Origin of the sequence: Enterobacter cloacae complex sp. 372C4 (assembly GCF_050030615.1) — a bacterium.
Classification (GTDB): domain Bacteria; phylum Pseudomonadota; class Gammaproteobacteria; order Enterobacterales; family Enterobacteriaceae; genus Enterobacter; species Enterobacter intestinihominis.
Genome location: NZ_JBLGUQ010000001.1, coordinates 1,945,218 through 1,971,686, shown reverse-complemented (window position 1 = coordinate 1,971,686; position 26,469 = coordinate 1,945,218). Strand labels below are relative to the sequence as shown.

The 26,469-nt window shown below is 54.4% G+C and carries 28 protein-coding genes; 10 read left to right on the top strand and 18 right to left on the bottom strand.

Annotated elements, in window-relative coordinates; all coding sequences use genetic code 11:
* Positions 1–7 precede the first annotated feature (7 nt).
* The 9 genes from rpmH (at position 8) to ACQG11_RS09425 (ending at position 7,527) form a co-directional block, all read left to right on the top strand.
* The gene (gene rpmH / locus ACQG11_RS09465) at positions 8–148 is read left to right on the top strand and encodes a 50S ribosomal protein L34 (RefSeq protein ID WP_000831330.1); all 141 of its coding nucleotides are present in this window, start codon (positions 8–10) and stop codon (positions 146–148) included.
* 16 nt (positions 149–164) lie between these two features.
* A complete protein-coding gene (gene rnpA, locus ACQG11_RS09460) occupies positions 165–524 on the top strand; it encodes a ribonuclease P protein component (RefSeq protein WP_006808764.1) in 360 nt (119 codons plus the stop codon).
* Positions 488–745 (top strand): membrane protein insertion efficiency factor YidD, encoded by a 258-nt coding sequence (yidD, locus tag ACQG11_RS09455; protein ID WP_001307474.1) that lies wholly within the window; start codon positions 488–490, stop codon positions 743–745. The genes rnpA and yidD overlap by 37 nt, the downstream gene beginning before the upstream one ends.
* Positions 746–747: 2 nt before the next feature.
* A complete protein-coding gene (yidC, locus tag ACQG11_RS09450; protein WP_426728327.1) occupies positions 748–2,391 on the top strand; it encodes a membrane protein insertase YidC in 1,644 nt (547 codons plus the stop codon).
* A 72-nt stretch (positions 2,392–2,463) separates the two neighbouring features.
* Entirely contained in the window at positions 2,464–3,828 is a 1,365-nt protein-coding gene (gene mnmE / locus ACQG11_RS09445; RefSeq protein ID WP_058677089.1) for a tRNA uridine-5-carboxymethylaminomethyl(34) synthesis GTPase MnmE, read from the top strand.
* A 111-nt stretch (positions 3,829–3,939) separates the two neighbouring features.
* A complete protein-coding gene (locus ACQG11_RS09440; RefSeq protein WP_426728326.1) occupies positions 3,940–5,115 on the top strand; it encodes an MFS transporter in 1,176 nt (391 codons plus the stop codon).
* Positions 5,084–6,055 (top strand): HTH-type transcriptional regulator YidZ, encoded by a 972-nt coding sequence (gene yidZ, locus ACQG11_RS09435; protein ID WP_022649883.1) that lies wholly within the window; start codon positions 5,084–5,086, stop codon positions 6,053–6,055. The genes ACQG11_RS09440 and yidZ overlap by 32 nt, the downstream gene beginning before the upstream one ends.
* A gap of 122 nt (positions 6,056–6,177) precedes the next feature.
* Entirely contained in the window at positions 6,178–6,924 is a 747-nt protein-coding gene (locus ACQG11_RS09430) for a 4'-phosphopantetheinyl transferase family protein (RefSeq protein WP_023298947.1), read from the top strand.
* A 36-nt stretch (positions 6,925–6,960) separates the two neighbouring features.
* Entirely contained in the window at positions 6,961–7,527 is a 567-nt protein-coding gene (locus tag ACQG11_RS09425) for an NADPH-dependent FMN reductase (RefSeq protein WP_022649881.1), read from the top strand.
* Between the two features lie 91 nt (positions 7,528–7,618).
* On the opposite strand, the gene adeP is transcribed toward ACQG11_RS09425, so the two are convergent.
* Positions 7,619–8,956, bottom strand: coding sequence for an adenine permease AdeP (adeP, locus tag ACQG11_RS09420; RefSeq protein WP_139152660.1), 1,338 nt, complete (start codon positions 8,954–8,956; stop codon positions 7,619–7,621).
* A gap of 165 nt (positions 8,957–9,121) precedes the next feature.
* On the opposite strand from adeP, the gene yieH reads away from it, so the two are divergent.
* The gene (gene yieH / locus ACQG11_RS09415; RefSeq protein ID WP_426728325.1) at positions 9,122–9,787 is read left to right on the top strand and encodes a 6-phosphogluconate phosphatase; all 666 of its coding nucleotides are present in this window, start codon (positions 9,122–9,124) and stop codon (positions 9,785–9,787) included.
* Positions 9,788–9,872: 85 nt separating this feature from the next.
* On the opposite strand, the gene phoU is transcribed toward yieH, so the two are convergent.
* The 17 genes from phoU to rsmG form a co-directional block, all read right to left on the bottom strand.
* A complete protein-coding gene (gene phoU / locus ACQG11_RS09410) occupies positions 9,873–10,598 on the bottom strand; it encodes a phosphate signaling complex protein PhoU (protein WP_003861153.1) in 726 nt (241 codons plus the stop codon).
* Positions 10,599–10,624: 26 nt separating this feature from the next.
* Complete coding sequence (gene pstB, locus ACQG11_RS09405; RefSeq protein WP_003861154.1) at positions 10,625–11,398, bottom strand: phosphate ABC transporter ATP-binding protein PstB; 774 nt, start codon at positions 11,396–11,398, stop codon at positions 10,625–10,627.
* A gap of 47 nt (positions 11,399–11,445) precedes the next feature.
* Complete coding sequence (pstA, locus tag ACQG11_RS09400; protein WP_022649878.1) at positions 11,446–12,336, bottom strand: phosphate ABC transporter permease PstA; 891 nt, start codon at positions 12,334–12,336, stop codon at positions 11,446–11,448.
* On the bottom strand, positions 12,336–13,295 hold the full coding sequence (pstC, locus tag ACQG11_RS09395) for a phosphate ABC transporter permease PstC (RefSeq protein ID WP_022649877.1): 960 nt from the start codon (positions 13,293–13,295) through the stop codon (positions 12,336–12,338). The genes pstA and pstC overlap by 1 nt, the downstream gene beginning before the upstream one ends.
* 127 nt (positions 13,296–13,422) lie before the next feature.
* On the bottom strand, positions 13,423–14,463 hold the full coding sequence (gene pstS / locus ACQG11_RS09390; RefSeq protein WP_022649876.1) for a phosphate ABC transporter substrate-binding protein PstS: 1,041 nt from the start codon (positions 14,461–14,463) through the stop codon (positions 13,423–13,425).
* Positions 14,464–14,741: 278 nt separating this feature from the next.
* Positions 14,742–16,571 (bottom strand): glutamine--fructose-6-phosphate transaminase (isomerizing), encoded by a 1,830-nt coding sequence (gene glmS / locus ACQG11_RS09385; protein WP_032626716.1) that lies wholly within the window; start codon positions 16,569–16,571, stop codon positions 14,742–14,744.
* A 241-nt stretch (positions 16,572–16,812) separates the two neighbouring features.
* Positions 16,813–18,183 carry a bifunctional UDP-N-acetylglucosamine diphosphorylase/glucosamine-1-phosphate N-acetyltransferase GlmU gene (glmU, locus tag ACQG11_RS09380; protein WP_022649874.1) on the bottom strand — a complete coding sequence of 457 codons (1,371 nt, stop codon included), beginning with the start codon at positions 18,181–18,183 and terminating at the stop codon, positions 16,813–16,815.
* A gap of 138 nt (positions 18,184–18,321) precedes the next feature.
* Complete coding sequence (locus tag ACQG11_RS09375; protein WP_006177560.1) at positions 18,322–18,741, bottom strand: F0F1 ATP synthase subunit epsilon; 420 nt, start codon at positions 18,739–18,741, stop codon at positions 18,322–18,324.
* A gap of 20 nt (positions 18,742–18,761) precedes the next feature.
* Positions 18,762–20,144 carry a F0F1 ATP synthase subunit beta gene (atpD, locus tag ACQG11_RS09370; protein WP_426728324.1) on the bottom strand — a complete coding sequence of 461 codons (1,383 nt, stop codon included), beginning with the start codon at positions 20,142–20,144 and terminating at the stop codon, positions 18,762–18,764.
* Between the two features lie 31 nt (positions 20,145–20,175).
* Positions 20,176–21,039, bottom strand: coding sequence for a F0F1 ATP synthase subunit gamma (gene atpG, locus ACQG11_RS09365; protein ID WP_003862364.1), 864 nt, complete (start codon positions 21,037–21,039; stop codon positions 20,176–20,178).
* Between the two features lie 51 nt (positions 21,040–21,090).
* Positions 21,091–22,632, bottom strand: coding sequence for a F0F1 ATP synthase subunit alpha (gene atpA / locus ACQG11_RS09360; RefSeq protein WP_006808751.1), 1,542 nt, complete (start codon positions 22,630–22,632; stop codon positions 21,091–21,093).
* Positions 22,633–22,644: 12 nt separating this feature from the next.
* Positions 22,645–23,178, bottom strand: coding sequence for a F0F1 ATP synthase subunit delta (gene atpH, locus ACQG11_RS09355; protein ID WP_003862369.1), 534 nt, complete (start codon positions 23,176–23,178; stop codon positions 22,645–22,647).
* A gap of 14 nt (positions 23,179–23,192) precedes the next feature.
* Positions 23,193–23,663, bottom strand: a complete 471-nt coding sequence (gene atpF, locus ACQG11_RS09350) for a F0F1 ATP synthase subunit B (RefSeq protein ID WP_003862370.1) — start codon at positions 23,661–23,663, stop codon at positions 23,193–23,195.
* 48 nt (positions 23,664–23,711) lie between these two features.
* Positions 23,712–23,951, bottom strand: a complete 240-nt coding sequence (gene atpE / locus ACQG11_RS09345; RefSeq protein WP_000429386.1) for a F0F1 ATP synthase subunit C — start codon at positions 23,949–23,951, stop codon at positions 23,712–23,714.
* Positions 23,952–24,000: 49 nt separating this feature from the next.
* Positions 24,001–24,816, bottom strand: coding sequence for a F0F1 ATP synthase subunit A (gene atpB / locus ACQG11_RS09340; protein ID WP_022649873.1), 816 nt, complete (start codon positions 24,814–24,816; stop codon positions 24,001–24,003).
* Between the two features lie 8 nt (positions 24,817–24,824).
* Positions 24,825–25,205: a F0F1 ATP synthase subunit I gene (gene atpI / locus ACQG11_RS09335; protein WP_003862375.1), complete on the bottom strand. Its 381-nt coding sequence runs from the start codon at positions 25,203–25,205 to the stop codon at positions 24,825–24,827.
* A 616-nt stretch (positions 25,206–25,821) separates the two neighbouring features.
* Positions 25,822–26,445, bottom strand: coding sequence for a 16S rRNA (guanine(527)-N(7))-methyltransferase RsmG (gene rsmG, locus ACQG11_RS09330; protein ID WP_022649872.1), 624 nt, complete (start codon positions 26,443–26,445; stop codon positions 25,822–25,824).
* Positions 26,446–26,469 lie beyond the last annotated feature (24 nt).

Here is a 26,469-nt window from a genome sequence, read left to right as displayed (position 1 = left end):
AATCGCCATGAAACGCACTTTTCAACCGTCTGTACTGAAGCGCAACCGTTCTCACGGCTTCCGTGCTCGTATGGCTACTAAAAATGGTCGTCAGGTTCTGGCACGTCGTCGTGCTAAAGGCCGCGCTCGTCTGACCGTTTCCAAGTAATAAAGCTAACCCCTGAGTGGTTAAGCTCGCATTTCCCAGGGAGTTACGTTTGTTAACTCCCACTCATTTCACTTTCGTCTTCCAGCAGCCACTACGGGCTGGCACGCCGCAAATCACCATCCTCGGCCGCCAAAATTCGCTGGGGCATCCCCGCATCGGTCTCACAGTCGCCAAGAAAAACGTTAAGCGTGCGCATGAACGCAACCGGATTAAACGTCTGACGCGTGAAAGCTTCCGTTTACGTCAGCACGAACTGCCTTCAATGGATTTCGTGGTGGTGGCTAAAAAAGGGGTTGCCGACCTCGATAACCGTGCTCTCTCGGAAGCGTTGGAAAAATTATGGCGCCGCCACTGTCGCCTGGCTCGCGGGTCCTGATAGCCCTCATTCGGGTCTATCAACGCCTGATTAGTCCGCTACTCGGGCCACATTGCCGTTTCACGCCAACATGCTCAAGCTACGGAATTGAGGCATTGCGCAGGTTTGGAGTGATAAAAGGCAGTTGGTTGACGGTGAAACGCGTATTAAAATGCCACCCTTTACACCCAGGTGGAGACGACCCCGTCCCTCCAGGACCTTTTGATACCAGAGAACACTAACGATGGATTCGCAACGCAATCTTCTTATCATCGCTTTGTTGTTCGTGTCTTTCATGATCTGGCAGGCATGGGAGCAGGATAAAAATCCTCAACCCCAGCAGCAGACCACGCAGACCACGACCACCGCAGCGGGTAGCGCCGCCGACCAGGGCGTACCGGCCAGTGGCCAGGGGAAACAGATTACGGTTAAGACCGATGTGCTTGAGCTGACTATCAACACCCGTGGTGGTGATGTTGAGCAGGCGCTGCTGTTGACCTACCCGAAAGAGCTGAAGTCTACCGAACCGTTCCAGTTACTGGAAACCACGCCTGAGTTTATCTACCAGGCACAGAGCGGCCTGACCGGTCGTGATGGCCCGGATAACCCGGCGAACGGTGCGCGTCCACTGTATAACGTCGAGAATGACACCTTTGTGCTGGCTGATGGTCAGAACGAACTGGTTATTCCGATGACCTACACCGACGCGGCAGGCAACACCTTCACCAAAACCTTCACCCTGAAACGCGGTGAATATGCGGTGAACGTGGGCTACAGCGTACAGAACACCGGTGCGAAACCGCTGGAAATCTCTACCTTTGGTCAGCTGAAGCAGTCCATCAATCTGCCGTCTCACCGTGACACCGGAAGCAGCAACTTTGCGCTGCATACCTTCCGTGGCGCGGCTTATTCCACGCCAGATACCAAGTACGAGAAATACAAATTCGACACCATTGCCGATAACGAAAACCTGAACGTCAGCTCTAAAGGCGGTTGGGTCGCAATGCTGCAACAGTATTTCGCGACGGCGTGGGTACCGAATAACGACGGTACGAACAACTTCTACACCGCGAACCTCGGCAACGGTATTGCAGCCATCGGCTACAAATCTCAGCCGGTTCTGGTGCCGCCGGGTCAAACCGGTAAGCTGGCAAGCACCCTGTGGGTCGGCCCGGAAATCCAGGATAAAATGGCTGCCGTTGCGCCGCACCTGGATCTGACCGTTGATTACGGTTGGTTGTGGTTCATCTCTCAGCCGCTGTTTAAGCTGCTGAAGTTCATCCACAGCTTCCTGGGTAACTGGGGCTTCTCCATCATCGTTATCACCTTTATCGTTCGTGGCATCATGTACCCGCTGACTAAAGCGCAGTACACCTCCATGGCGAAGATGCGTATGCTACAGCCGAAGATTCAGGCTATGCGTGAGCGTCTGGGCGATGACAAACAGCGTCAGAGCCAGGAGATGATGGCCCTGTATAAAGCAGAGAAAGTGAACCCACTGGGTGGTTGCTTCCCGCTGCTGATTCAGATGCCAATCTTCCTTGCGCTGTACTACATGCTGATGGGTTCCGTTGAGCTGCGCCACGCGCCGTTCGCCCTGTGGATCCATGACCTGTCCGCACAGGACCCGTACTACATCCTGCCGATCCTGATGGGCGTGACGATGTTCTTCATCCAGAAGATGTCTCCGACCACCGTGACTGACCCGATGCAGCAGAAGATCATGACCTTTATGCCGGTCATCTTCACCGTGTTCTTCCTGTGGTTCCCGTCAGGTCTGGTGCTGTACTATATCGTCAGCAACCTGGTGACCATCATCCAGCAGCAGCTGATTTACCGTGGTCTGGAAAAACGTGGCCTGCATAGCCGCGAAAAGAAAAAGTCCTGATTCGGTAACTTAACGCTAAAATAAGGGCGGTCGATTGACCGCCTTTTTTATTTGTATTGAACGAGAGCAACCATGAGCCATAACGACACTATCGTCGCCCAGGCAACCCCACCGGGACGCGGTGGTGTAGGCATTCTGCGCATCTCCGGCCTGAAGGCGCGTGAGGTGGCCGAAGCGGTGCTGGGTAAACTGCCAAAGCCGCGCTACGCTGATTATCTGCCATTTAAAGATGCCGACGGCACCTCGCTGGACCAGGGCATTGCGCTGTGGTTCCCCGGCCCAAACTCCTTTACTGGCGAAGACGTGCTGGAGCTTCAGGGTCACGGCGGCCCGGTGATCCTCGACCTGCTGTTAAAACGTATTCTGACCCTGCCAGGCCTGCGCATTGCGAAGCCGGGTGAGTTCTCCGAGCGTGCCTTCCTGAACGATAAGCTCGACCTGGCTCAGGCCGAAGCGATTGCCGACCTGATCGACGCCAGTTCCGAACAGGCAGCCCGCTCCGCGCTGAACTCGTTGCAAGGGGCATTTTCCGCACGCGTGAATCACCTTGTGGAAGCACTTACTCACCTGCGAATCTATGTTGAAGCGGCTATCGACTTCCCGGACGAGGAGATTGACTTCCTTTCTGACGGCAAAATCGAAGCCCAGCTCAACCAGGTGATGAACGATCTGGATGCCGTTCGCGCCGAAGCGCGCCAGGGCAGCCTGCTGCGTGAGGGCATGAAGGTGGTCATTGCTGGTCGCCCCAACGCCGGGAAATCAAGCCTGCTGAACGCCCTGGCGGGCCGTGAAGCGGCGATCGTGACCGACATAGCCGGTACCACCCGCGATGTTCTGCGCGAGCATATCCATATCGACGGCATGCCGCTGCACATCATCGATACCGCTGGCCTGCGCGATGCGAGCGATGAAGTCGAGCGTATCGGTATCGAACGCGCCTGGCAGGAGATCGAGCAGGCCGACCGCGTGTTGTTTATGGTGGACGGCACCACGACCGACGCCGTTGACCCGGCTGAAATCTGGCCAGACTTTATCGCCCGTCTCCCGGCCAAACTGCCGATCACCGTGGTGCGCAATAAGGCCGACGTTACCGGCGAAACGCTGGGCATCAGCGATGTGAATGGTCACTCACTGATCCGCCTGTCGGCGCGGACCGGTGAAGGCGTGGACGACCTGCGTAACCATCTCAAGCAGAGCATGGGCTTTGATACCAGCATGGAAGGCGGCTTCCTGGCGCGTCGCCGTCACCTGCAGGCGCTGGAAGAGGCGGCACGCCATCTTGACCAGGGCAAAGCGCAGCTGATCGGCGCTTGGGCCGGCGAGCTGCTGGCGGAGGAACTGCGTCTGGCGCAGCAGAACCTGAGCGAGATCACCGGGGAGTTTACGTCGGACGATCTGCTTGGACGAATTTTCTCAAGCTTCTGTATTGGTAAGTAATTCCCGATAGAACATGGTGATTTCCTCCAGGGAAATCACCATTGTCCCAATGGCAACTCGCTTAATCCCCCCATGCCCCCTATCCTGCTTGCCTGCATCTATGGGGGATTTATGGCTCGTTTTCTGTTTTGTAGTTTCGCATTAGTTCTGCTGTATCCGTCCGGCATTGATATGTATCTGGTGGGGCTACCGCATATTGCCCGCGATCTGGGTGCCAGCGAGGCGCAACTGCACATCGCGTTTTCGGCCTACCTCGCGGGTATGGCGTCGTCGATGGTATTTGCCGGGAAAATCGCGGACAGAGCCGGCCGTCAACCCGTCGCCATTACGGGGGCGGTTATCTTTACGCTGGCATCGGTACTGTGTTCAATGGCTCAGGAAAGCACAATGTTCCTGTCAGGGCGCTTTATCCAGGGTATTGGCGCGGGCGGCTGTTACGTGGTGGCGTTTGCTATTCTGCGCGATACCTTGAGCGCCCAGCGCCGCGCCAGGGTGCTGTCGATGCTGAACGGCATTACCTGCATCATCCCGGTGCTGGCACCGGTTGTAGGCTACCTGATCATGCTGAAATTTCCATGGCAGAGCCTTTTCTGGACTATGGCCACAATGGGCGCCATCGTCTTTATACTGTCCGTGACGGTGTTGAAAGAGACCCATCCCGGTTCGCAGCAGACGCACCACGCTGCTACCATTCATCCGGCTGAAAAGCTTCTGAATCGCTTTTTCCTGAGCCGCCTGGCCATCATCACGCTCAGCGTGGCGGTGATCCTCACCTATGTAAACGTTTCCCCGGTGTTAATGATGGAGACGATAGGCTTCGATCGCGGTGAGTATTCGACGGTGATGGCGCTCAATGCGATGGTCAGCATGGCGGTTTCATTCTCGATGCCCTTTGCGCTCAATATCTTCCGCCAGCGCACGCTGATGCTCGCTTCACAGACGCTGTTTCTCGCCGCAGGCGTAATTCTGGCGACCGCCACCTCACATGCGCTGATGCTGGTGGGTATGACCCTGATCTGCGCCGGATTCTCCGGCGGCTTCGGCGTGGCGATGAGTCAGGCGCTTGGCCCGTTCTCACTGCGGGCAGGCGTGGCAAGCTCGGTGCTGGGCATTGCGCAGGTCTGCGGTTCGTCGCTGTGGATTTGGCTGGCGGCGGTGATCGGCCTTAACGCGCTGAATATGCTGATCGGGGTTCTGATTGGCTGTAGCATACTCTGCATTACCTTACTTATGGTCATCCAGCCCGCGGCGCACTATGAAGAAGCCCATCAGCAGTCTCGATCTTAATCTTTTACTTTGCCTGCAGTTGTTGTTGCAGGAGCGCAGCGTCACCAAAGCCGCGAAGCGAATGAACGTGACGCCGTCCGCAGTGAGTAAATCGCTGGCGAAGCTGCGCGACTGGTTCGACGATCCGCTGTTTGTGAAAACGCCTTTAGGGCTACTGCCCACGCCGCTAACGGTGAGTCTGGAACAGGATCTGGCCGACTGGATGCAGATTGGCAATCAGATCGTCGATAAATTCCACCATAGCTCTCCAGGCGGGCTCAAGTTTGTGCTCGCCGCCGAAACGCCGCTGATGCTGATTCGCTTCAACACCCTGCTGGAGCAGGTGAATGAGCGCTACCCACAGGCGACGGTGAAGTTGCGCCAGTGGGATTATGATTCGCTGGACGCCATTACGCGCGGGGAGGTCGATCTCGGTTTTACCGGCCGCGAAACGCACCCGCGCTCCCGCGAGCTCCTAAAGCTGATGCCGTGGTTTATTGACTACGAAATCCTGTTCAGCGACCGTCCGTGCGTCTATCTGCGAGAAGATCATCCGGCACTTCACGAAGCGTGGAACCTTGAGACGTTTCTGCGCTACCCGCATATCAGCATCTTCTGGGAGCGCAGCGATACCTGGGCGCTTGATGAAGTGCTAAAAGAGATGGGCCGGGAGCGCAACGTCGCCATGAGCCTGCCCGGCTTTGAACAGTCGATGTTTATGGCGGCTCAGCCGGACCACAACTACATTGCCACTGCGCCCTACTACTGCCATCACTACAATCAACTCCACCAGCGTAATCTGGTCTGCCTTCCCATTCCCATCGATGAGGCGCAGGCAGAAAAGCTGACCGTACCCTTCACGCTTATCTGGCATAAGCGGAACAGCCATAATCCGAAAATTATCTGGCTGCGCGAAACTATAAAAGCCCTGTATACCGCGCCAGGTCAGGTTTTTGCCTAAGATAATGTAAAGTTCGGTCCTCAGGCTTCTCTTATTTCTATTTACTGATTAAAACAGAAGCTGAGTTAAGCGATAATCATGTAACCGTTTAACCGACTACGACCATTATCAGGGAGCGAAAAATGGCTACGCACTTTGCACGAGGAACATTAACGGAAGGGCATCTCGTATCGGCCAGAATTTCTTCAGCCTGTCACAGTGAGGCGCTCAAACTACCTGAACACCGCAGGACGCGGTTTTTAGCTTCCAGAGCGCTCCTCGCAGAACTGCTTTTTATGCTGTACGGCACCAGCGAATTACCGGACATACTCACCCAGCCAGAAGGTCGCCCGGTTTTTGCGGACCCGGCACTCCCCCATTTTTCCATTGCGTACACTGGCAACATTGTTGGCGTCGCGCTGACGACTGAAGGTGATTGCGGCCTGGATATGGAGCTGCAACGCGTCACGCGCAGCTTCCATGGTGCTAACGCGCTCGATGAATACCCGCTCTCCAGCAATGAAAAGCTGTGGATACGTAACCAGAACGATCCCGTTGAAGCCAGAGCGCAGCTCATCACCCTTCGCCAGAGCATCCGTAAACTGAGCGGCGCGGCATCAGACGACGCCAGCCTGTTGCAGCTGCTTCCCGGCTCCGGACGCCTGCGTGCCGCGAAAGCGTCGCTGGTAGAGGCGCTCAGCGACGCTGAGGACGTACTGATCTGGTCCGTTGCGGTGAGCCCCGCCATCGAACGGCTGAAAATCTGGGAGTTTGACAGTATTCGCGGTTGGCGTAGTCTTCCGGATGTACCTGAGCGCGCCAACGAGCCCGCCGCGCGCCTGATGCGATTAACCAGTTTACCGGCAGAAAAAGCATACACCCATAGCTGATCCGTCCAGGGTCATCATGATGAAACAGGAGTAATCATGTCTGATACGTTGAAAGTTGTTACGTTACTGGGAAGCCTGCGCAAAGGTTCGTTTAACGGGATGGTAGCGCGCACGCTGCCACAGCTGGCGCCTGCGGGAATGGAGATCAGCGCCCTGCCGTCTATTGGCGACATCCCGCTTTATGATGCTGACGTTCAGCAGGAAGAAGGGTTCCCGCACAGCGTGGAGGCGATAGCCGAGCAGATCCGTCAGGCTGATGGTGTAGTGATTGTAACGCCAGAATATAACTACTCGGTTCCGGGTGGTCTGAAGAACGCGATTGACTGGTTATCCCGTTTACCGGAGCAGCCGCTGTCAGGCAAACCGGTGCTGATCCAGACCAGCTCAATGGGCGCCATCGGCGGTGCGCGCTGCCAGTATCACCTGCGACAGATCCTGGTGTTCCTGGATGCGATGGTGATGAACAAGCCGGAATTTATGGGCGGCGTGATTCAGAACAAAGTCGACCCGCAGACGGGTGAAGTGGTGGATCAGAGTACGCGTGACCATCTCTCTGGTCAGCTGACTGCGTTTGGGGATTATATTAAGCGGGTTAAAACCTGATAAAAAAGCCCGGTGGCGCTAGCGCTTTCCGGGCCTACACTCGTCAGTAGGTCAGGTAAGCGAAGCGCCACCTGACACCACACACCGCACCTTAGTGCGCGTCAATAAACACAATCTTGAGCACAAACAGCAGCGCCACAATCATCACGCACGGGCTGAGTTCGCGGAAACGGCCGGTACCGATCTTCATCACACAGTACGAGATAAAGCCCAGCGCGATACCTTCGGTGATCGAGAAGCTGAACGGCATCATCACCGCGGTAATAAACGCCGGAACGGCTTCCGTCAGATCTTCCCACTTCACGCGCGCCAGGCTCGAGGTCATCAGCACGCCGACGTAGATCAGCGCGCCAGCTGCCGCGTACGGTGGCACCATCCCCGCCAGCGGAGAGAGGAAGATCACCAGCAGGAACAGCAGACCCACGACTACCGCCGTCAGGCCAGTACGGCCGCCCACGGACACGCCGGAAGAGGATTCAATGTAAGCGGTAACAGACGAGGTGCCGATGAAAGAACCCGCAACGGACGAGATGCTATCCACATACAGCGCCTGCTTCATGCGCGGGAATTTGCCTTTCTCGTCCGCCAGACCCGCTTTGTCCGTCACGCCAATCAGCGTACCGGAGGAGTCAAACAGGTTGACCAGCATGAAGGAGAAAATCACTCCGGCCAGACCCAGGTTCAGCGAGCCCGCCAGATCAACGTGACCAATCACGGTAGAAACGCTCGGTGGCGCAGAGACAATACCGCTGTAATGCACGTCACCCAGCATCCAGCCCAGCAGCGTGGTCACGATGATAGAGACCAGCACCGCAGCGTGGATGTTACGCGACGCCAGGATCGCGATAATAAAGAAGCCCAGCACGCCCAGCAGCACGCTGTGAGAGGTCAGGTTACCAATGCTCACCAGCGTTTCCGGGTTCGCCACGATTACGCCAGCGTTTTTCAGCCCCATCATGCCGATAAACAGACCGATACCGCTGGTGATGCCCACGCGCAGGCTCACGGGAATGTTCGCAATCATCCAGTAGCGCACACGGAAGATGGTCAGCAGCAGCAGGCCGACCGCGCCCCAGAAAATAGCCCCCATCCCAACCTGCCACGGCAGGCCCATCGCCTGAACCACCACGAACGCAAAGAACGCATTCAGACCCATTGCCGGGGCCAGCGCCACGGGCAGATTAGCGAAAACGCCCATCAGGATGCTGCCAAGGGCCGCGATCAGACAGGTGGTAACAAAGACGGCGCTGGTGTCCATGCCAGCCACGCCCAGAATTTGCGGGTTAACGAAAACGATATAGACCATCGTCAGGAAGGTAGTAAAACCGGCGATCACTTCGGTGCGTGCCGTTGTGCCGTGCTCGCGCAGTTTGAACACGCGCTCAAGCAGCCCCTGACCAGATGTCTGGGTAGTGTGTTGTTGACTCATCATCAATTTCCGAACAAGGAGGGAAAATTCGTCGCTATCCTATACCAAAATGCGACAATAGTGGCGGTTACGGGATACTTTTTTCATTGATTTTGCTTATACGGCAACGATTGCGTCTCGTTAAACTGTCGTACGTAAACGTTAAACTTGTTAAAAGGGAAAGGCATGTCCGGAATTGAAGCGGTATTTTTCGACTGTGACGGTACGCTGGTCGACAGTGAGGTCATTTGTTCCCGCGCGTATGTCGCCATGTTCCAGGAATTTGGCATTACGCTCGATCTCGAAGAGGTGTTTAAACGCTTTAAGGGCGTGAAGCTGTACGAGATCATCGACATCATTAACGAAGAGCACGGGGTGGATCTGGCGAAAGTGGATCTGGAACCGGTGTACCGCACCGAGGTCGCACGCCTCTTCGACGCCGAGCTGGAAGTTATCGCCGGCGCTAACGCGCTGCTGGATGCGATGACGGTGCCGATCTGCGTGGTCTCTAACGGCCCGGTCAGCAAAATGCAGCACTCACTCGGCAAGCTGGACATGTTGCACCACTTCCCGGAAAAACTGTTCAGCGGCTACGATATCCAGCGCTGGAAGCCGGATCCGGCATTGATGTTCCACGCGGCGAAGGCGATGAACGTCAACGTGGAGAACTGCATCCTGGTGGATGACTCGTCTGCGGGCGCGCAGTCGGGGATTGATGCGGGGATGGAGGTGTTTTACTTCTGCGCCGATCCGCACAACAAGCCGATCGATCATCCAAAAGTGACGACCTTTACAGACCTGGCGCAGCTGCCGGAACTGTGGAAGGCGCGCGGGTGGGATATTACTCGCTGAAAAAACAAAGCCGGATGGCGCTAACGCTTATCCGGCCTACAAGGATCGTAGGGCGGGTAAGCGATAGCGCCACCCGCCACACACATCACTCTTTCGGATCTTTACCCGCCAGCAGCTTGTCCAGCTCGTCGCCGCCCACGTGACGGAAATCCTGTCCCTTCACGAAGTAGAAGATGTATTCGCAAATGTTCTGGCAGCGGTCGCCAATACGCTCAATTGAGCGCGCGCAGAACAGCGCGGTCAGCACGCTTGGAATGGTACGGGAATCTTCCATCATGTAGGTCATTAGCTGACGCACTATGCCTTCGTATTCCTGGTCAACTTTCTTATCTTCACGGTAGATACGGACCGCTTCGTCCAGATCCATGCGCGCGAAAGCGTCCAGCACATCGTGCAGCATCTGCACGGTGTGGCGACCGAGAGACTCCAGGCTCACCAGCAGCGGCTGGTGCTGCTGGGAGAATTTCTCCAGCGCGGTGCGGCAGATTTTATCCGCCACGTCACCAATACGCTCCAGCTCGGCGATAGTTTTGATGATCGCCATTACCAGACGCAGGTCGCTCGCGGTTGGCTGACGCTTGGCAATGATGCGCACGCACGCTTCGTCGATGGCGACTTCCATCATATTGACGTTGTGATCGCCTTCGATAACGCGCTTCGCCAGCTCGCTGTCCTGGTTGTGCATTGCCGTAATCGCATCAGAAAGCTGCTGCTCGACCATGCCGCCCATGGTCATCACCTGGGTGCGAATGCTTTCCAGCTCTGCGTTAAACTGGCCGGAAATGTGTTTATTAAGATTGAGGTTGTCCATGGTTTCTCCACATGCACTAAGGCAAATCAACCGTAGCGGCCAGTAATATAATCTTCGGTTTGTTTCTTCGCAGGACGGGTGAACAGCGCGTCCGTATCGCTGAACTCAATCAACTCGCCCAGGTACATAAACGCCGTGTGGTCAGAGCAACGGGCTGCCTGCTGCATGTTGTGAGTGACGATCACCACGGTGTAATCCTGCTTCAGCTCGGTGATCAGCTCTTCGATACGCCCGGTTGAGATCGGGTCAAGGGCTGAGCACGGCTCATCCAGCAGCAAGACTTCCGGGCGAATGGCGATACCGCGCGCAATGCACAGACGCTGCTGCTGTCCACCGGAGAGAGAGTACCCGCTCTGGTGAAGTTTATCTTTGGTTTCGTTCCATAATGCGGCCTTGGTCAATGCCCACTGCACGCGCTCGTCCATATCCGCACGGGAGAGCTTCTCAAACAGACGCACACCAAAGGCGATGTTGTCATAGATCGACATCGGGAACGGCGTGGGTTTCTGGAACACCATCCCCACTTTCGCACGCAGCAGGGCGATATCCTGGGTATTGGTCAGGATGTTGTCACCGTCCAGCAGAATTTCACCTTCTGCGCGCTGCTCCGGATAGAGCGAATACATTTTGTTAAAGGTGCGCAGCAGCGTGGATTTACCACAGCCAGACGGACCGATAAATGCCGTGACCTGGTTCTTCGCGATATCCAGGTTGATATTCTTCAGGGCATGGAATTTGCCGTAGTAGAAGTTCAAATCACGAACCTGAATCTTACCCGGGGCAGTATCAACCATACTCATTGACTCATTTCCTCATTCGGCGCCGCGATGTGCCGCGCCGTAAAAATTTAACCGTGTTTCTGCTTCGCGAAAATGACGCGCGCCAGAATGTTCAGCAACAGTACGCAAAGGGTGATGATCAGCACCCCGGCCCAGGCCAGCTGCTGCCATTCCGCGAATGGGCTCATCGCAAATTTAAAGATCGTCACCGGCAGGTTGGCGATCGGCTGCATCATGTCCGTACTCCAGAACTGGTTGGAGAGGGCGGTAAACAGCAGCGGTGCGGTTTCACCAGCGATACGGGCGATAGCCAGCAGGATACCGGTCATGATCCCCGAGACGGACGCTTTCAGGGTGATCGCCGAAATCATTTTCCATTTCGGCGTGCCCAGCGCGTAAGCCGCTTCACGCAGGCTGTCCGGCACCAGTTTCAGCATGTTTTCAGTGGTACGAATAACGATAGGCACCTGCAACAGCGCCAGCGCAATCACACCCGCCCAGCCGGAGAAGTGTTCCATTTGCGCCACCACGATGGTGTAAACAAACAGACCTACCACAATCGACGGGGCAGAAAGCAGAATGTCGTTAATAAAGCGGATGACTTCAGCGATCCAGGACTTGCGGCCATACTCCGCCAGATAGATACCCGCCATGATGCCCAACGGCGTACCGAAAACGGTCGCCCACAGGATCAGCAGGCCGCTGCCCGCCAGGGCGTTTGCCAGACCACCACCCGCCGTGTTTGGCGGCGGCGTCATCTCGGTGAACAGCGCCAGGGACATTCCATCAATACCACGGGTGATGGTGGACATCAGGATCCAGATCAGCCAGAACAGGCCGAACGCCATCGTGGCCATGGAAAGCGTCAGCGCAATGCGGTTTTTAATCCGGCGCTTTGACTGCATTTTGCGACGTGATTCCGCAAGCTGAGCGGTGTTTTGCATGTCGAGAGTCGCCATTAGCGTGCCCCCTCGTTTTTAGCCAGACGCATAATCATCAGCTTGGAGATAGCCAGCACAATAAAGGTAATAACAAACAGGATCAGGCCTAGTTCCATCAGCGCTGCGACGTGCAGCCCGGATTCCGCTTCGGCAAATTCGTTCGCCAGCGCAGAGGTAATACTGTTCCCCGGCATGTAGAGCGACACGCTGTCGAGCTGGTAGGTGTTGCCGATGATAAAGGTCACCGCCATGGTTTCACCCAGCGCGCGGCCTAAGCCCAGCATGATGCCGCCGATCACCCCATTTTTGGTGAACGGAAGGACGATGCGCCAGATAACCTCCCAGGTGGTGCAGCCGATGCCGTAAGCCGACTCTTTCATCATCACCGGGGTTTGTTCGAAGACATCGCGCATGACCGCCGCAATGTACGGAATAATCATGATGGCGAGTATCACGCCAGCCGCCAGAATACCGATACCGAATGCCGGGCCAGAGAACAGGGCCCCCACAAACGGAACGGCGGAGAGAACATTACCCACCGGCTCCTGGAAGTACGTCGCAAACAGCGGAGCAAAGATAAACAGGCCCCACATGCCGTAAACGATACTTGGGATGGCCGCCAGCAGTTCAATGGCGATACCCAGCGGACGTCGCAGCCAGCCCGGCGCCAGCTCCGTCAGGAACAGGGCAATACCGAAGCTTACCGGCACCGCAATCAGCAGAGCGATAAAAGAGGTCACCAGCGTGCCGTAAATCGGCACCAGCGCACCGTAGATATCGTTCGGCGCATCCCACTCTTTGGTCCACAGGAAGGCGAAACCAAATTTTTGAATGCTCGGCCAGGAGGAGAAAATGAGGGACACGATAATGCCGCCCAGCAGCAATAGCACAATCAGCGCAGCCAGTTTCACCAGCGCGCTGAAAATCATGTCACCTTTTTTACCCGGAGGGTTAAATGCAGGCTTGGTTGCAGCCATAAATTACTCTTCTTTATGAGACGTCTTACGAATATGCCCGGTGGCGCTGGCGCTTACCGGGCCTACAGGATGAACCGTAGGGCGGGATCGCTGCGCGCCACCCGCCATCTTCGTCAAAAATATCCTGTTAGTACAGCGCTTTACCGCTGCTGTCTTTCACGTTGGTTTTCCATGCAGCACGGATCTGCTCAACCACGCTGTCTGGCAGGCTGGCGTAATCCAGGTCATTCGCCTGTTTGCCGCCGTTTTTGTATGCCCAGTCGAAGAACTTCAGCACTTCAGCACCCTGCTCAGGCTTCTTCTGCTCTTTGTGGACCAGAATGAAGGTGGTAGACGTGATAGGCCATGCATCGTCGCCTTTCTGGTTGGTCAGGTCCTGAGCGAAGGATTTGCTCCAGTCAGCGCCTTTTGCGGCGTTAGCGAAGTTCTCTTCGGTCGGGCTAACCGGTTTGCCGTCAGCAGAAACCAGTTTGGTGTAAGCCAGGTTGTTCTGTTTCGCGTAAGCGTACTCTACGTAGCCGATAGAGCCAGGCAGACGCTGTACGAAGGCAGCGATACCGTCGTTGCCTTTACCGCCCAGACCGGTTGGCCAGTTAACGGTAGAGCCGGAACCGACTTTAGATTTCCACTCTTCGTTCACTTTCGCCAGGTAGCTGGTGAACACGAAAGAGGTACCAGAGCCGTCAGCACGACGAACCACCGCGATATTCTGCGAAGGCAGCTTAACGCCCGGGTTCAGTTTCGTGATGGCTTCGTCATCCCATTTTTTGATTTTGCCCAGGTAGATATCACCCAGGGTTTTGCCGTCCAGCACCAGCTCGCCTGATTTCAGGCCAGGGATGTTAACAGCCAGCACAACGCCGCCGATCACGGTCGGGAACTGGAACAGGCCTTCCTGATTCAGTTTCTCATCAGACAGCGGAGCGTCGGATGCGCCGAAATCAACGGTATTCGCGGTAATTTGTTTTACGCCACCGGAGGAGCCGATACCCTGATAGTTGACCTTGTTACCGGTCTCTTTCTGGTAGGTATCCGCCCATTTGGCATACACCGGCGCAGGGAAGGTTGCACCAGCGCCAGTCAGGCTTGCTGCTGCGAAAGCAGAGAAAGCGCTCAGAGATAAGGTCGCGGCGACAACAGTTGCGACAGTGGTACGCATAACTTTCATAATGTCTCCTGCAAGGATTTCGTAAATCATTGTTTAAGTGGCTACGATGAGCAAAATAGGACAAACAGGTGACAGATAAATGTACGAAATATGACAGTTTTATGACAAAGAAAATTTCACTTAAAATTAAGCAAAAATCCATAAATAAATTATAAACTTAATGATTATTATGACAGCTTGTTTTCAGTAATATTTTCTTTATGTGACACTGATAAAATAGCTGAAAATGACGGATTGTCATAAAAAAAGGCTCCACCGGATGGCGGAGCCTGGAAGGATTATTCTACGGTAACGGACTTCGCCAGATTTCGCGGCTGGTCAACGTCGGTGCCTTTGATCAGCGCGACGTGGTAAGCCAGCAGTTGCAGCGGTACGGTGTAGAAGATCGGCGCAATCACCTCTTCCACATGCGGCATCTCGATGATGTGCATGTTGTCGCTGCTGGCGAAACCGGCATCTTTATCCGCAAAGACGTACAGTACACCACCACGGGCGCGCACCTCTTCGATGTTAGATTTCAGTTTTTCCAGCAGTTCGTTGTTCGGTGCCACCACGATAACCGGCATATCCGCGTCGATCAGCGCCAGCGGACCGTGTTTCAGCTCGCCTGCCGCGTAGGCTTCCGCGTGGATGTAGGAGATCTCTTTCAGCTTCAGCGCGCCTTCCAGCGCGATAGGGTACTGATCGCCACGGCCCAGGAACAGAGCGTGGTGCTTATCAGAGAAATCTTCAGCCAGCGCCTCAATGCGCTTGTCCTGAGACAGCATCTGCTCGATACGGCTCGGCAGCGCCTGGAGACCGTGAACGATATCATGCTCAACGGAAGCATCTTCGCCTTTCAGACGCGCCAGCTTCGCCACCAGCATCAGCAGAACGGTCAGCTGAGTGGTAAACGCTTTGGTGGAAGCGACGCCGATTTCGGTGCCCGCTTTAGTCATCAGCGCCAGATCGGATTCACGCACCAGCGAGGAGCCCGGTACGTTACAGATGGCCAGCGAACCCAGGTAACCCAACTCTTTAGACAGACGCAGCGCCGCCAGGGTATCGGCCGTTTCGCCAGACTGGGAAAGGGTGATCATCAGGCTGTTACGGCGCACAGCGGATTTACGATAGCGGAACTCAGATGCGATTTCGACGTCGCACGGCACGCCCGCCAGGGATTCAAACCAGTAGCGAGAGACCATACCGGAGTTGTAAGAGGTACCGCAGGCCACGATCTGAATGTGCTCGACTTTGCTCAGCATTTCGTTGGCATTGGCGCCCAGCTCGCTCAGATCCACTTCACCATGGCTGATGCGCCCGGTCAGAGTGTTTTTAATGGCGTTTGGCTGTTCGTAGATCTCTTTCTGCATGTAGTGACGGTAAGCGCCTTTGTCGCCCGCGTCGTATTGCAGGTTTGATTCGATTTCCTGGCGCTTAACCTGCTCGCCTTTCGTGTCGAATACGGTCACGCTGCGACGTGTCACCTCGGCAATGTCGCCCTCTTCCAGAAAGATAAAGCGACGGGTAACCGGCAGCAGCGCCAGCTGGTCGGAAGCGATAAAGTTTTCACCCATGCCCAGACCAATCACCATCGGGCTACCGGAACGCGCGGCCAGCAGCGTGGACGGGTCACGGGAATCCATGATCACCGTACCGTAAGCACCACGCAGCTGAGGGATAGCGCGCAGCACCGCATCACGCAGTGTACCGCCCTGTGCCAGCTCCCAGTGCACCAGGTGAGCAATCACTTCGGTGTCGGTTTCAGAGACGAAGGTATAGCCGCGCGCTTTCAGTTCTTCACGCAGCGGTTCGTGGTTTTCGATAATGCCGTTATGCACCACCACAATGTGTTCAGACACATGCGGGTGTGCGTTGCCTTCAGATGGCTCACCGTGAGTCGCCCAGCGGGTATGCGCAATACCGGTGCCACCGTGCAGCGGATGTTCCTCCGCCGCCTGGGCCAGCATCTGCACTTTACCGAGACGACGCAGACGGGTCATATGACCTTCTGCATCGACGACAGCCAGACCGGCTGAGTCATAACCACGGTATTCCAGACGACGTAAACCTTCGAGAAGGATTTCAGCAATATCACGCTGCGCAACTGCGCCAACAATTCCACACATAGTTAGATTTCCTGATTATGGCGTTATGCCATGCGTTGTCGCTGACCTGTATTTGCCCTTTCCGGGCACCCCGAGCCTTGTAGAGAGTGGGGTTATTTTTATGGGTACTGCTGGTGGGGGGAGGATTATGTTATCCCCTCACCCCGGCCCTCTCCCCAAAAGGGGAGAGGATGAAAACCGCACCATTCAGTTCCCCTCTCCCCTATGGGGAGAGGGTCAGGGTGAGGGGTGTATATTGTCGTTACTTTTTCTTCACCGGGCGTTTCCAGCCCTGCTTACTGACCTGCGGAACGCGGCTTAACACCAGCTCGTTCTCGGCCACATCGCGCGTAACGGTTGTCCCGGCGGCAATGGTCACGCCTTTGCCCACGGTAACAGGCGCCACCAGCTGGGTATCGGAACCTACAAACACGTCATCACCGATGATGGTTTTAAACTTATTGGCACCGTCATAGTTACAGGTAATCGTCCCTGCACCGATGTTTACGTTGTCGCCAATTTCCGCATCGCCCAGATAGGTCAGATGACCGGCTTTCGAGCCTTTACCGAGACGTGCTTTTTTCATTTCCACGAAGTTACCTACATGAGCGCCTTCCAGCAGCTCAGCGCCCGGGCGCAGACGCGCAAACGGGCCGATGGTACAGGCGGGATCCAGACGCGCATCTTCTACCACGCTGTACGGGCTGATTTCGCAGTCGTCACCGATCACGCTGTTTTTAATCACACAGCCGGTGCCGATTTTGACGCGGTTGCCCAGCGTGACGTTACCTTCCAGGATAACGTTAGTATCTATTTCAACGTCGCGCCCGTGGGTCAGCGTGCCACGCAGATCGAAACGCGCCGGATCGCGCAGCATAACGCCCGCCAGCAACAGTTTTTCTGCCTGCTCGGACTGGTAAATACGCTCCAGGCGTGACAGCTGTAGACGGTTGTTTACCCCGTCCGTTTCGCTGATACGCGCCGGATGAACGGCGGCAATCTCACGCCCTTCCTGGTACGCCATCGCAATGATGTCGGTGATGTAGTATTCACCCTGCGCGTTGTTATTATTGAGTTTGGACAGCCAGCGCTTCATATCTGCACCGTTCGCAATCAGGATGCCGGTGTTGATCTCCTGAATCTGACGCTGTTCGTCAGTGGCATCTTTATGCTCAACAATCCCGGTTACCTTGCCGTTTTCACGCGTAATGCGGCCATAGCCGGTTGGATCGTCCAGCACGACGGTTAACAACCCAATGCCACCCTGCGGTTTGGCTTCACGCAGGCGAGTGAGGGTTTCAACGGAGATCAGCGGTACGTCGCCGTAGAGCATCAGGATGTCTTCATCATCAGCGAAGAAGGGTGCAGCCTGCTGCATTGCATGACCCGTACCCAGCTGTTCTGCCTGTAGCACCCAGTTGAGATTGTCGTCACGCAGCGTTTTTTTCAGCAGATCGCCGCCATGTCCATAAACCAGATGCACCTGGCTGGCGCCTAATTCATTAGCTGCATCAATAACATGCTGCACCATTGGCTTTCCTGCCAGTGTGTGGAGCACTTTAGGCAGATCGGAATACATGCGGGTACCTTTGCCTGCGGCAAGGATCACCACGCTCATCGCACTGTTTAACATACGCATCCTGACGGTAGTTTGTGTGAGAAGTAAAAACGTTTGATGCTTAAAATTCTACATCTTTTTCATCATGAATTAAGGCCGAAAAAAAAAGCCAGCCTGGGATCCAGACTGGCTTTTGTGCTTTTCAAGCCGGTGTTACATCGCTTTTTTGGTCAACTCGATAACGCGCAGTTTCGCGATCGCTTTGGCCAGCTCCGCAGACGCCTGAGCGTAATCCACGTCACCATGAGAGCTGCTAATGTGCTCTTCAGCCTTACGCTTCGATTCCAGGGCTCGCGCTTCGTCGAGATCCTGGCCACGAATAGCGGTATCGGCCAGAACGGTCACACTGCCTGGCTGCACTTCAAGAATGCCGCCGGACAGATAGATAAACTCTTCATGACCGAACTGTTTAACGATGCGGATCATACCAGGCTTAATGGCGGTGAGCAGCGGTGCGTGACCCGGGAAAATACCCAGTTCACCTTCACTACCCGTTACCTGGATTTTCTCGACCAGACCAGAGAACATTTGTTGCTCTGCGCTGACGACGTCCAGGTGGTAAGTCATTGCCATATCACCCTCCGATTAAGGCGTTAAAGTTTTTTGGCTTTTTCCACGGCTTCTTCGATGGAACCAACCATGTAGAACGCCTGCTCTGGCAGGTGATCGTATTCGCCTTCCATGATGCCTTTAAAGCCACGGATGGTGTCTTTCAGGGAAACGTATTTACCTGGAGAACCGGTGAATACTTCCGCAACGAAGAACGGCTGGGACAGGAAGCGCTGGATCTTACGCGCACGTGCTACCACCAGTTTGTCTTCTTCAGACAGTTCATCCATACCCAGGATGGCGATGATGTCTTTCAGTTCCTGGTAACGTTGCAGCAGGGACTGTACGCCACGCGCGGTGTCGTAGTGTTCCTGGCCAACAACCAGTGGATCCAGCTGACGGCTGGTAGAGTCCAGCGGGTCAACGGCCGGGTAGATACCCAGAGACGCGATCTGACGGCTCAGTACCACGGTTGCATCTAAGTGAGCAAAGGTGGTGGCTGGAGATGGGTCAGTCAAGTCATCCGCAGGTACGTATACCGCCTGAACGGAGGTGATAGAACCAGTTTTGGTAGAGGTGATACGTTCCTGAAGAACACCCATCTCTTCCGCAAGCGTAGGCTGATAACCTACCGCTGAAGGCATACGACCCAGCAGTGCAGATACTTCAGTACCGGCCAGGGTGTAACGGTAGATGTTATCAACGAACAGCAGAACGTCACGGCCTTCGTCACGGAACTTCTCAGCCATCGTCAGGCCAGTCAGCGCAACGCGCAGACGGTTTCCTGGTGGCTCGTTCATCTGGCCGTAAACCAGGGATACTTTATCCAGAACGTTGGAGTCGGTCATTTCGTGGTAGAAGTCGTTACCCTCACGAGTACGTTCACCAACACCCGCAAACACGGAGTAACCGGAGTGCTCGATCGCGATGTTACGGATCAGCTCCATCATGTTTACGGTTTTACCTACACCCGCACCACCAAACAGACCAACTTTACCGCCCTTCGCGAACGGGCACATCAGGTCGATAACTTTGATGCCGGTTTCCAGCAGTTCCTGAGAGCTGGACAGCTCTTCGTAGGAAGGTGCCGCGCGGTGGATAGCCCAACGCTCTTCTTCACCGATGTCGCCTTTCATGTCGATTGGTCGACCCAATACGTTCATGATACGACCCAGTGTTGCTTTACCTACCGGGACTTCGATCGGGTGCTCAAGGTCTTTCACTTCCAGACCACGACGCAGACCGTCGGAAGAACCCATGGCGATGGTACGCACGATACCGCCGCCGAGCTGCTGCTGAACTTCCAGCACCAGGCTCTCGTTACCATTTTGTACCTCAAGCGCGTCGTACACGCGTGGTACGGCGTCCTGAGGGAACTCGACGTCCACCACGGCGCCGATTACCTGGACAATCTTTCCAGTAGCCATCTTGAATCCTCTACGTAATTCGTAAACCTGGTTAAACCGCGGCGGCCCCCGAGACGATCTCGGTGAGTTCCTGAGTAATGCTGGCCTGACGAGCTTTGTTGTAAACCAACTGCAGCTCTTTAATCAGGCTGCCGCCATTATCGGTCGCGGCTTTCATCGCCACCATTCGTGCGGCCTGCTCGCTGGCCAGGTTTTCTACAACGCCCTGATAAACCTGAGATTCAACGTAACGACGCAGCAGGGTATCCAGCAGCGGTTTCGGATCGGGTTCATACAGGTAATCCCAGGCTTTCTGTTTCAGCTCGTCATCTTCTGATGCCGGTAACGGCAGCATCTGAGTGAGCGTAGGCACCTGAGACATGGTGTTAATAAATTTGTTGCTGACAACGTACAGTCTGTCCAGACGGCCTTCATCGTAGGCCTGCAACATCACTTTAACCGGGCCGATCAGTTCGGACAGGGACGGGTTATCACCCATACCGGTCACCTGAGCGACAATGTTGCCACCAACGGAGTTAAAGAAAGAGACGCCTTTAGAGCCAATCAGTGCCAGATCGCACTGAACGCCTTTATCGGACCAGCCTTTCATATCCGCCAGCAGTTTTTTGAACAGGTTAATGTTCAAGCCGCCACACAGACCACGGTCAGTCGACACCACCAGGTAGCCCACGCGCTTAACGTCGCGTTCTTCCAGGTAAGGGTGCTTATATTCCAGATTACCGTTTGCAAGGTGACCAATCACTTTGCGCATGGTCTCTGCATAAGGACGGCTGGCCGCCATGCGATCCTGCGATTTACGCATTTTGGAAGCGGCGACCATCTCCATCGCTTTAGTGATCTTTTGCGTGTTCTGGACGCTTGCGATCTTACTACGTATCTCTTTTGCGCCGGCCATGAGCTTCTCCTCAATGCCAGACGGCTTGTCCTGAGACAAGCCGCCGGACGATTACCAGGATTGGGTTGCTTTGAAGGAATCGAGGATAGCTTTCAGCTTGCCTTCGATTTCGTCGTTATAGCCACCGGTCTGGTTGATCTCTTGCATCAGCGGAGCGTGATCACGGTCGACGTAAGCCAGCAGAGCGGCTTCGAAGCTACCGATTTTCGCCAGTTCCACATCTTCGAGGTAACCGCGTTCAGCCGCGAACAGTACCAGGCCCTGCTGAGCAACAGACATTGGCGCGTACTGTTTCTGCTTCAGCAACTCGGTCACTTTCTGACCGTGGCTCAGCTGTTTACGGGTTGCTTCGTCCAGATCGGATGCGAACTGAGAGAACGCAGCCAGTTCACGATACTGTGCCAGCGCGGTACGGATACCACCGGACAGTTTCTTGATGATCTTGGTCTGAGCAGCACCACCCACACGGGATACGGAGATACCCGGGTTAACCGCCGGACGAATACCGGAGTTAAACAGGTTGGTTTCCAGGAAGATCTGACCATCGGTAATGGAGATTACGTTGGTCGGAACGAACGCAGAAACGTCACCCGCCTGGGTTTCAATGATCGGCAGAGCGGTCAGAGAACCTGTTTTACCCTTCACTTCACCTTTGGTGAAGTTCTCGACGTATTCCGCGTTAACGCGGGAAGCACGCTCCAGCAGACGAGAGTGGAGGTAGAATACGTCGCCCGGGAATGCTTCACGTCCTGGTGGACGACGGAGCAGCAGGGAAACCTGACGATAAGCAACAGCCTGTTTAGACAGGTCATCGTATACGATCAGCGCATCTTCACCGCGGTCACGGAAGTATTCGCCCATTGCGCAACCAGCGTATGGTGCCAGGTATTGCAGTGCAGCAGATTCAGACGCGGTAGCTACCACAACGATGGTGTTAGACAGTGCGCCGTGCTCTTCCAGTTTACGAACCACGTTGGAAATGGTGGACGCTTTCTGGCCGATAGCCACGTACACACATTTGATGCCGGAATCACGCTGGTTGATGATGGCGTCGATTGCCATCGCGGTTTTACCGGTCTGACGGTCACCGATGATCAGTTCACGCTGACCACGACCGATTGGGATCATGGCATCAACGGACTTATAACCCGTCTGCACTGGCTGATCAACGGACTGACGGTCGATAACGCCTGGTGCGATAACTTCGATTGGAGAGAAGCCATCGTGCTCAACCGGACCTTTACCGTCGATTGGCGCACCCAGGGTGTTAACAACGCGACCCAGCAGGCCACGGCCAACCGGCACTTCCAGAATACGGCCAGTACACTTAACCTTCATGCCTTCGGCAAGGTCAGCGTATGGACCCATCACAACGGCACCTACGGAGTCGCGCTCCAGGTTCAGTGCGATAGCGTAACGGTTACCCGGCAGGGAAATCATCTCACCCTGCATACAATCGGCCAGGCCGTGGATGCGGATAACACCGTCACTTACAGAAACAATAGTACCTTCGTTGTGAGCTTCACTCACAACACTGAACTGAGCAATGCGCTGCTTGATCAGTTCGCTGATTTCGGTGGAATTCAGTTGCATGCTCCAGTCCCCTTAAGACTGCAAGACGTCTGCAAGGCGCTCAAGACGGCCGCGTACGCTGCCATCAATGACCATATCACCCGAACGGATGATTACGCCTGCCATTACAGACTTATCGATTTTGCAATTCAGCTTAACTTTGCGTGACAGACGTTTTTCCATCGCGGCGGTGATTTTCGCAAGCTGTTCATCACTCAGTTCAGTCGCGGAAGTTACTTCAACTTCAGCGGTAGCTTCACTAAGGGCACGTAAGTGCTCAAACTGCTCGAGAACATCCGGGAGCACACGGAGACGACCATTTTCCGCCATCACCTTAATCAGGTTCTGGCCGTTGGCATCCAGTTGCTCTCCGCACACGGCGATAAACGACGCGGCGAGGGTTTCAGGCGCTAACGCACCAGAAAGCAACTCGGCCATTTGTTCGTTTTTCGTCACCTCAGCGGCAAACGCCAGCATATTCTGCCAGCGATCGACATTTTGGTGTTCGACAGCAAAGTCAAAAGCTGCTTTGGCGTAGGGGCGAGCTACCGTAACAAATTCAGACATCAGCCCCTCCCTCCTTACAGTTCAGCGACAAGTTTGTCCACGATGTCGCTGTTAGCAGCTTCATCCACGGAACGTTCGATGATCTTCTCGGCGCCAGCAACAGCCAGAATCGCAACCTGCTTACGCAGTTCTTCACGAGCACGTTTACGCTCAGCTTCAATTTCAGCCTGAGCCTGTGTCACGATCTTAGTACGTTCCTGTTCTGCTTCAGCTTTGGCTTCGTCCAGGATCTGAGAACGGCGTTTGTTAGCCTGTTCAATGATTACCTGAGCTTCAGCTTTCGCTTTTTTCAGCTGGTCTGTCGCGTTGGCCTGTGCAAGGTCCAAATCTTTCTTAGCGCGTTCTGCGGAAGCCAGACCGTCAGCAATTTCTTTCTGACGTTTTTCGATGGCAGCCATTAAAGGCGGCCATACATACTTCATACAGAACCAGACAAAGAGAATAAACGCGATGGCCTGGCCGAGGATTGTTGCGTTCATGTTCACAGCACAATACCTCTTAAATTTCTGTGGCTTGGGGTTTTAAAACAACTACTACGCGACAGCAAACATCACGTACAGACCCAGACCTACAGCGATCATTGGGATTGCATCCACCAGACCCATAACGATAAAGAACTGAGTACGCAGCAGAGGAATCAGATCAGGTTGACGCGCTGCGCCTTCCAGGAATTTGCCCCCGAGGATGCCGATACCGATCGCAGCACCGATAGCCGCCAGACCCATCATCACAGCGGCAGCCATGTACAGCAGATCCATATTCAGGTTTTCCATGACAGTCTCCAGTTTGTTTCAATTAAAACGTAGTAGTGTTGGTAAAAAATCAGTGCTCTTCAGACGCCATCGACAGATAGACGATCGTCAGAACCATGAAGATAAAGGCTTGCAGCGTAATGATCAGGATGTGGAAAATGGCCCATGGCACATTCAGAATCCACTGTGACCACCACGGCAGAAGACCCGCGATCAGAATGAAAATCAGCTCACCCGCATACATGTTGCCGAACAGTCGCAGACCCAGTGAAACAGGTTTGGACAGCAGGCTAACGCCTTCCAGGATCAGGTTGACCGGAATAAACGCCCAGTGGTTGAACGGCTGCAAGGTAAGCTCTTTCACAAAGCCGCTTACGCCTTTCATTTTGATGCTGTAGAAAAGAATCAGGATAAATACGCCCAGCGCCATCGACAGGGTGATGTTCACGTCGGCAGACGGAACCACGCGCAGGGCAGGCAGACCGAAGACATGCTCGCCGATCCACGGAAGGAAATCGATAGGCAGAAGGTCCATCAGGTTCATCAGGAAGACCCAAACGAACACGGTCAGGGCCAGCGGAGCAATCAGCTTGCTCTTACCATGGTACATGTCTTTGACGCTGCCATGGACGAAGCCGATGATCATCTCGATGAACGTCTGGAATTTCCCTGGAACACCGCTGGTCGCTCGTTTAGCAACACCGCGGAACATGGCCAGGAACAGAAGACCCAAAACCACCGAGAAGAACATGGAGTCGATGTTGATCGTCCAGAAGGTGGCCGGGGGGTTATGTGGATCCACCAGCGAGAATGTACGCAGGTCCAGCTGAAGGTTATTCAGATGGTGACCTATGTAATCCTGCGGCGTCATATTTTCTGAAGCCATGATGCCTTTTACCCTTTGTTATTGATTACAGCTGGAGCCAGAACTTGTACCACCAGCACCAAAACCCACGTTGCTATCAGCGGCATGAATACCACTTTCAAAACCGCCAGCGCCATCACCAGTAGAGCAAAGGTCAGCAACACCTTACACACTTCGCCGAGAGCGAAGGACCAGGCCACGCGGCCTTTGGCGGGTGTATGCGCCTGATGACGCCAGGCAAAAATCATAAACAACACGTTTGGCAGAACCACCGCCAAACCTCCGCACGCGGCGGAGATGCCCCAGAAGGGGTCTTTGAGGCTAAACAGCAGTCCACTTGCTATCACAGCCAGAAACTGAATGAACAGAAGCTTACGAGCAACGTTTCTACTCAAGAGCGACACAGACATCACGTTTTTACTCCTGCTCCCTTCGAGGTATGCCGCGTGTCGTATAAAACGTCCTTTAAGGCTCAGAGTCAAGCATCAAAAAGCGGTCAAATTATACGGTGCGTACCCGTGATTTCAAACATTAAGTAGCGAAAAGGTGAATAAATGTTTAAATATTTTTCCCCAGTCCTATTTTTCAACTTTTGAACTCAGTGCCAACCTTCAGGCAAAACTGCAAACAGCGCGGAAACGTTGGTGATAAAGCGTGCACGAGATCACAAAATACACATTTGCGATAAAGTGGTATTTATCAAAGACGTAAAACGATTTATTTCATCCGATTGAAATTAAAGCAAAAAAATCGCAACTATTTTTAAAACAGAGCCGTATACAACAAAAACCTTTTATTGACATTCTTAATAAATATTTAACATTTCATTCTTGTTGCCTTTACCCACTTTTAGCAGGCTGATATTTTCATGGTTGACTATCTTCAGGGTGAACGAATCACTTCAGGTTAACCATAAGAAAATCCATGGTGACAACAAGGTTAAATTAACTACGGCCAAATCAGACTGGATGTGCTGCTTTTTAACACCATCAGAACAGCACAAATTCCACATTTTTTATTAATTTTTTAAAATGTGTTTGGCTTAATTATCACCAGATGACGCTCACCTTCGAGCTGAGGGATCTGGAGTTTTTCAATGGATTCCACTGCAAAACCGTCCGGAAGCTGCTCTATTTCGTCCCCCGGAAGTTGTCCTTTCAGCGCATAAAAACGGCCCTTATCCGCCGGCAGGTGTTTGCACCAGCTCACCATGTCATTGAGTGAGGCAAATGCGCGGCTGATAACGCCGTCAAACGGTGGCTCTGCCGGGAACTCCTCTACCCTGCTCTGCACGGGCGTGATGTTTTCCAGCTTCAGCTCATGCTGAACCTGTCGTAAAAAGCGTACGCGCTTGCCCAGACTGTCCAGCAGCGTGAAATGACTCTCCGGTCGAACAATAGACAACGGAACGCCCGGCAAGCCCGGACCGGTGCCCACGTCGATAAAACGTTCACCGGTAAGATACGGCGCCACAACGATGCTATCGAGAATATGGCGAATCAGCATCTCGTTGGGATCGCGTACGGAGGTGAGGTTGTACGCTTTATTCCATTTGTTCAGCATATCGACATAGGCCACCAGCTGATTTTTCTGGTGATCGGTGAGCGAAATACCTGCCTGTTCCAGCAGACGAGAGAGTTTATTGAGCACGGTGGATACCTGTTGAGAGATTTT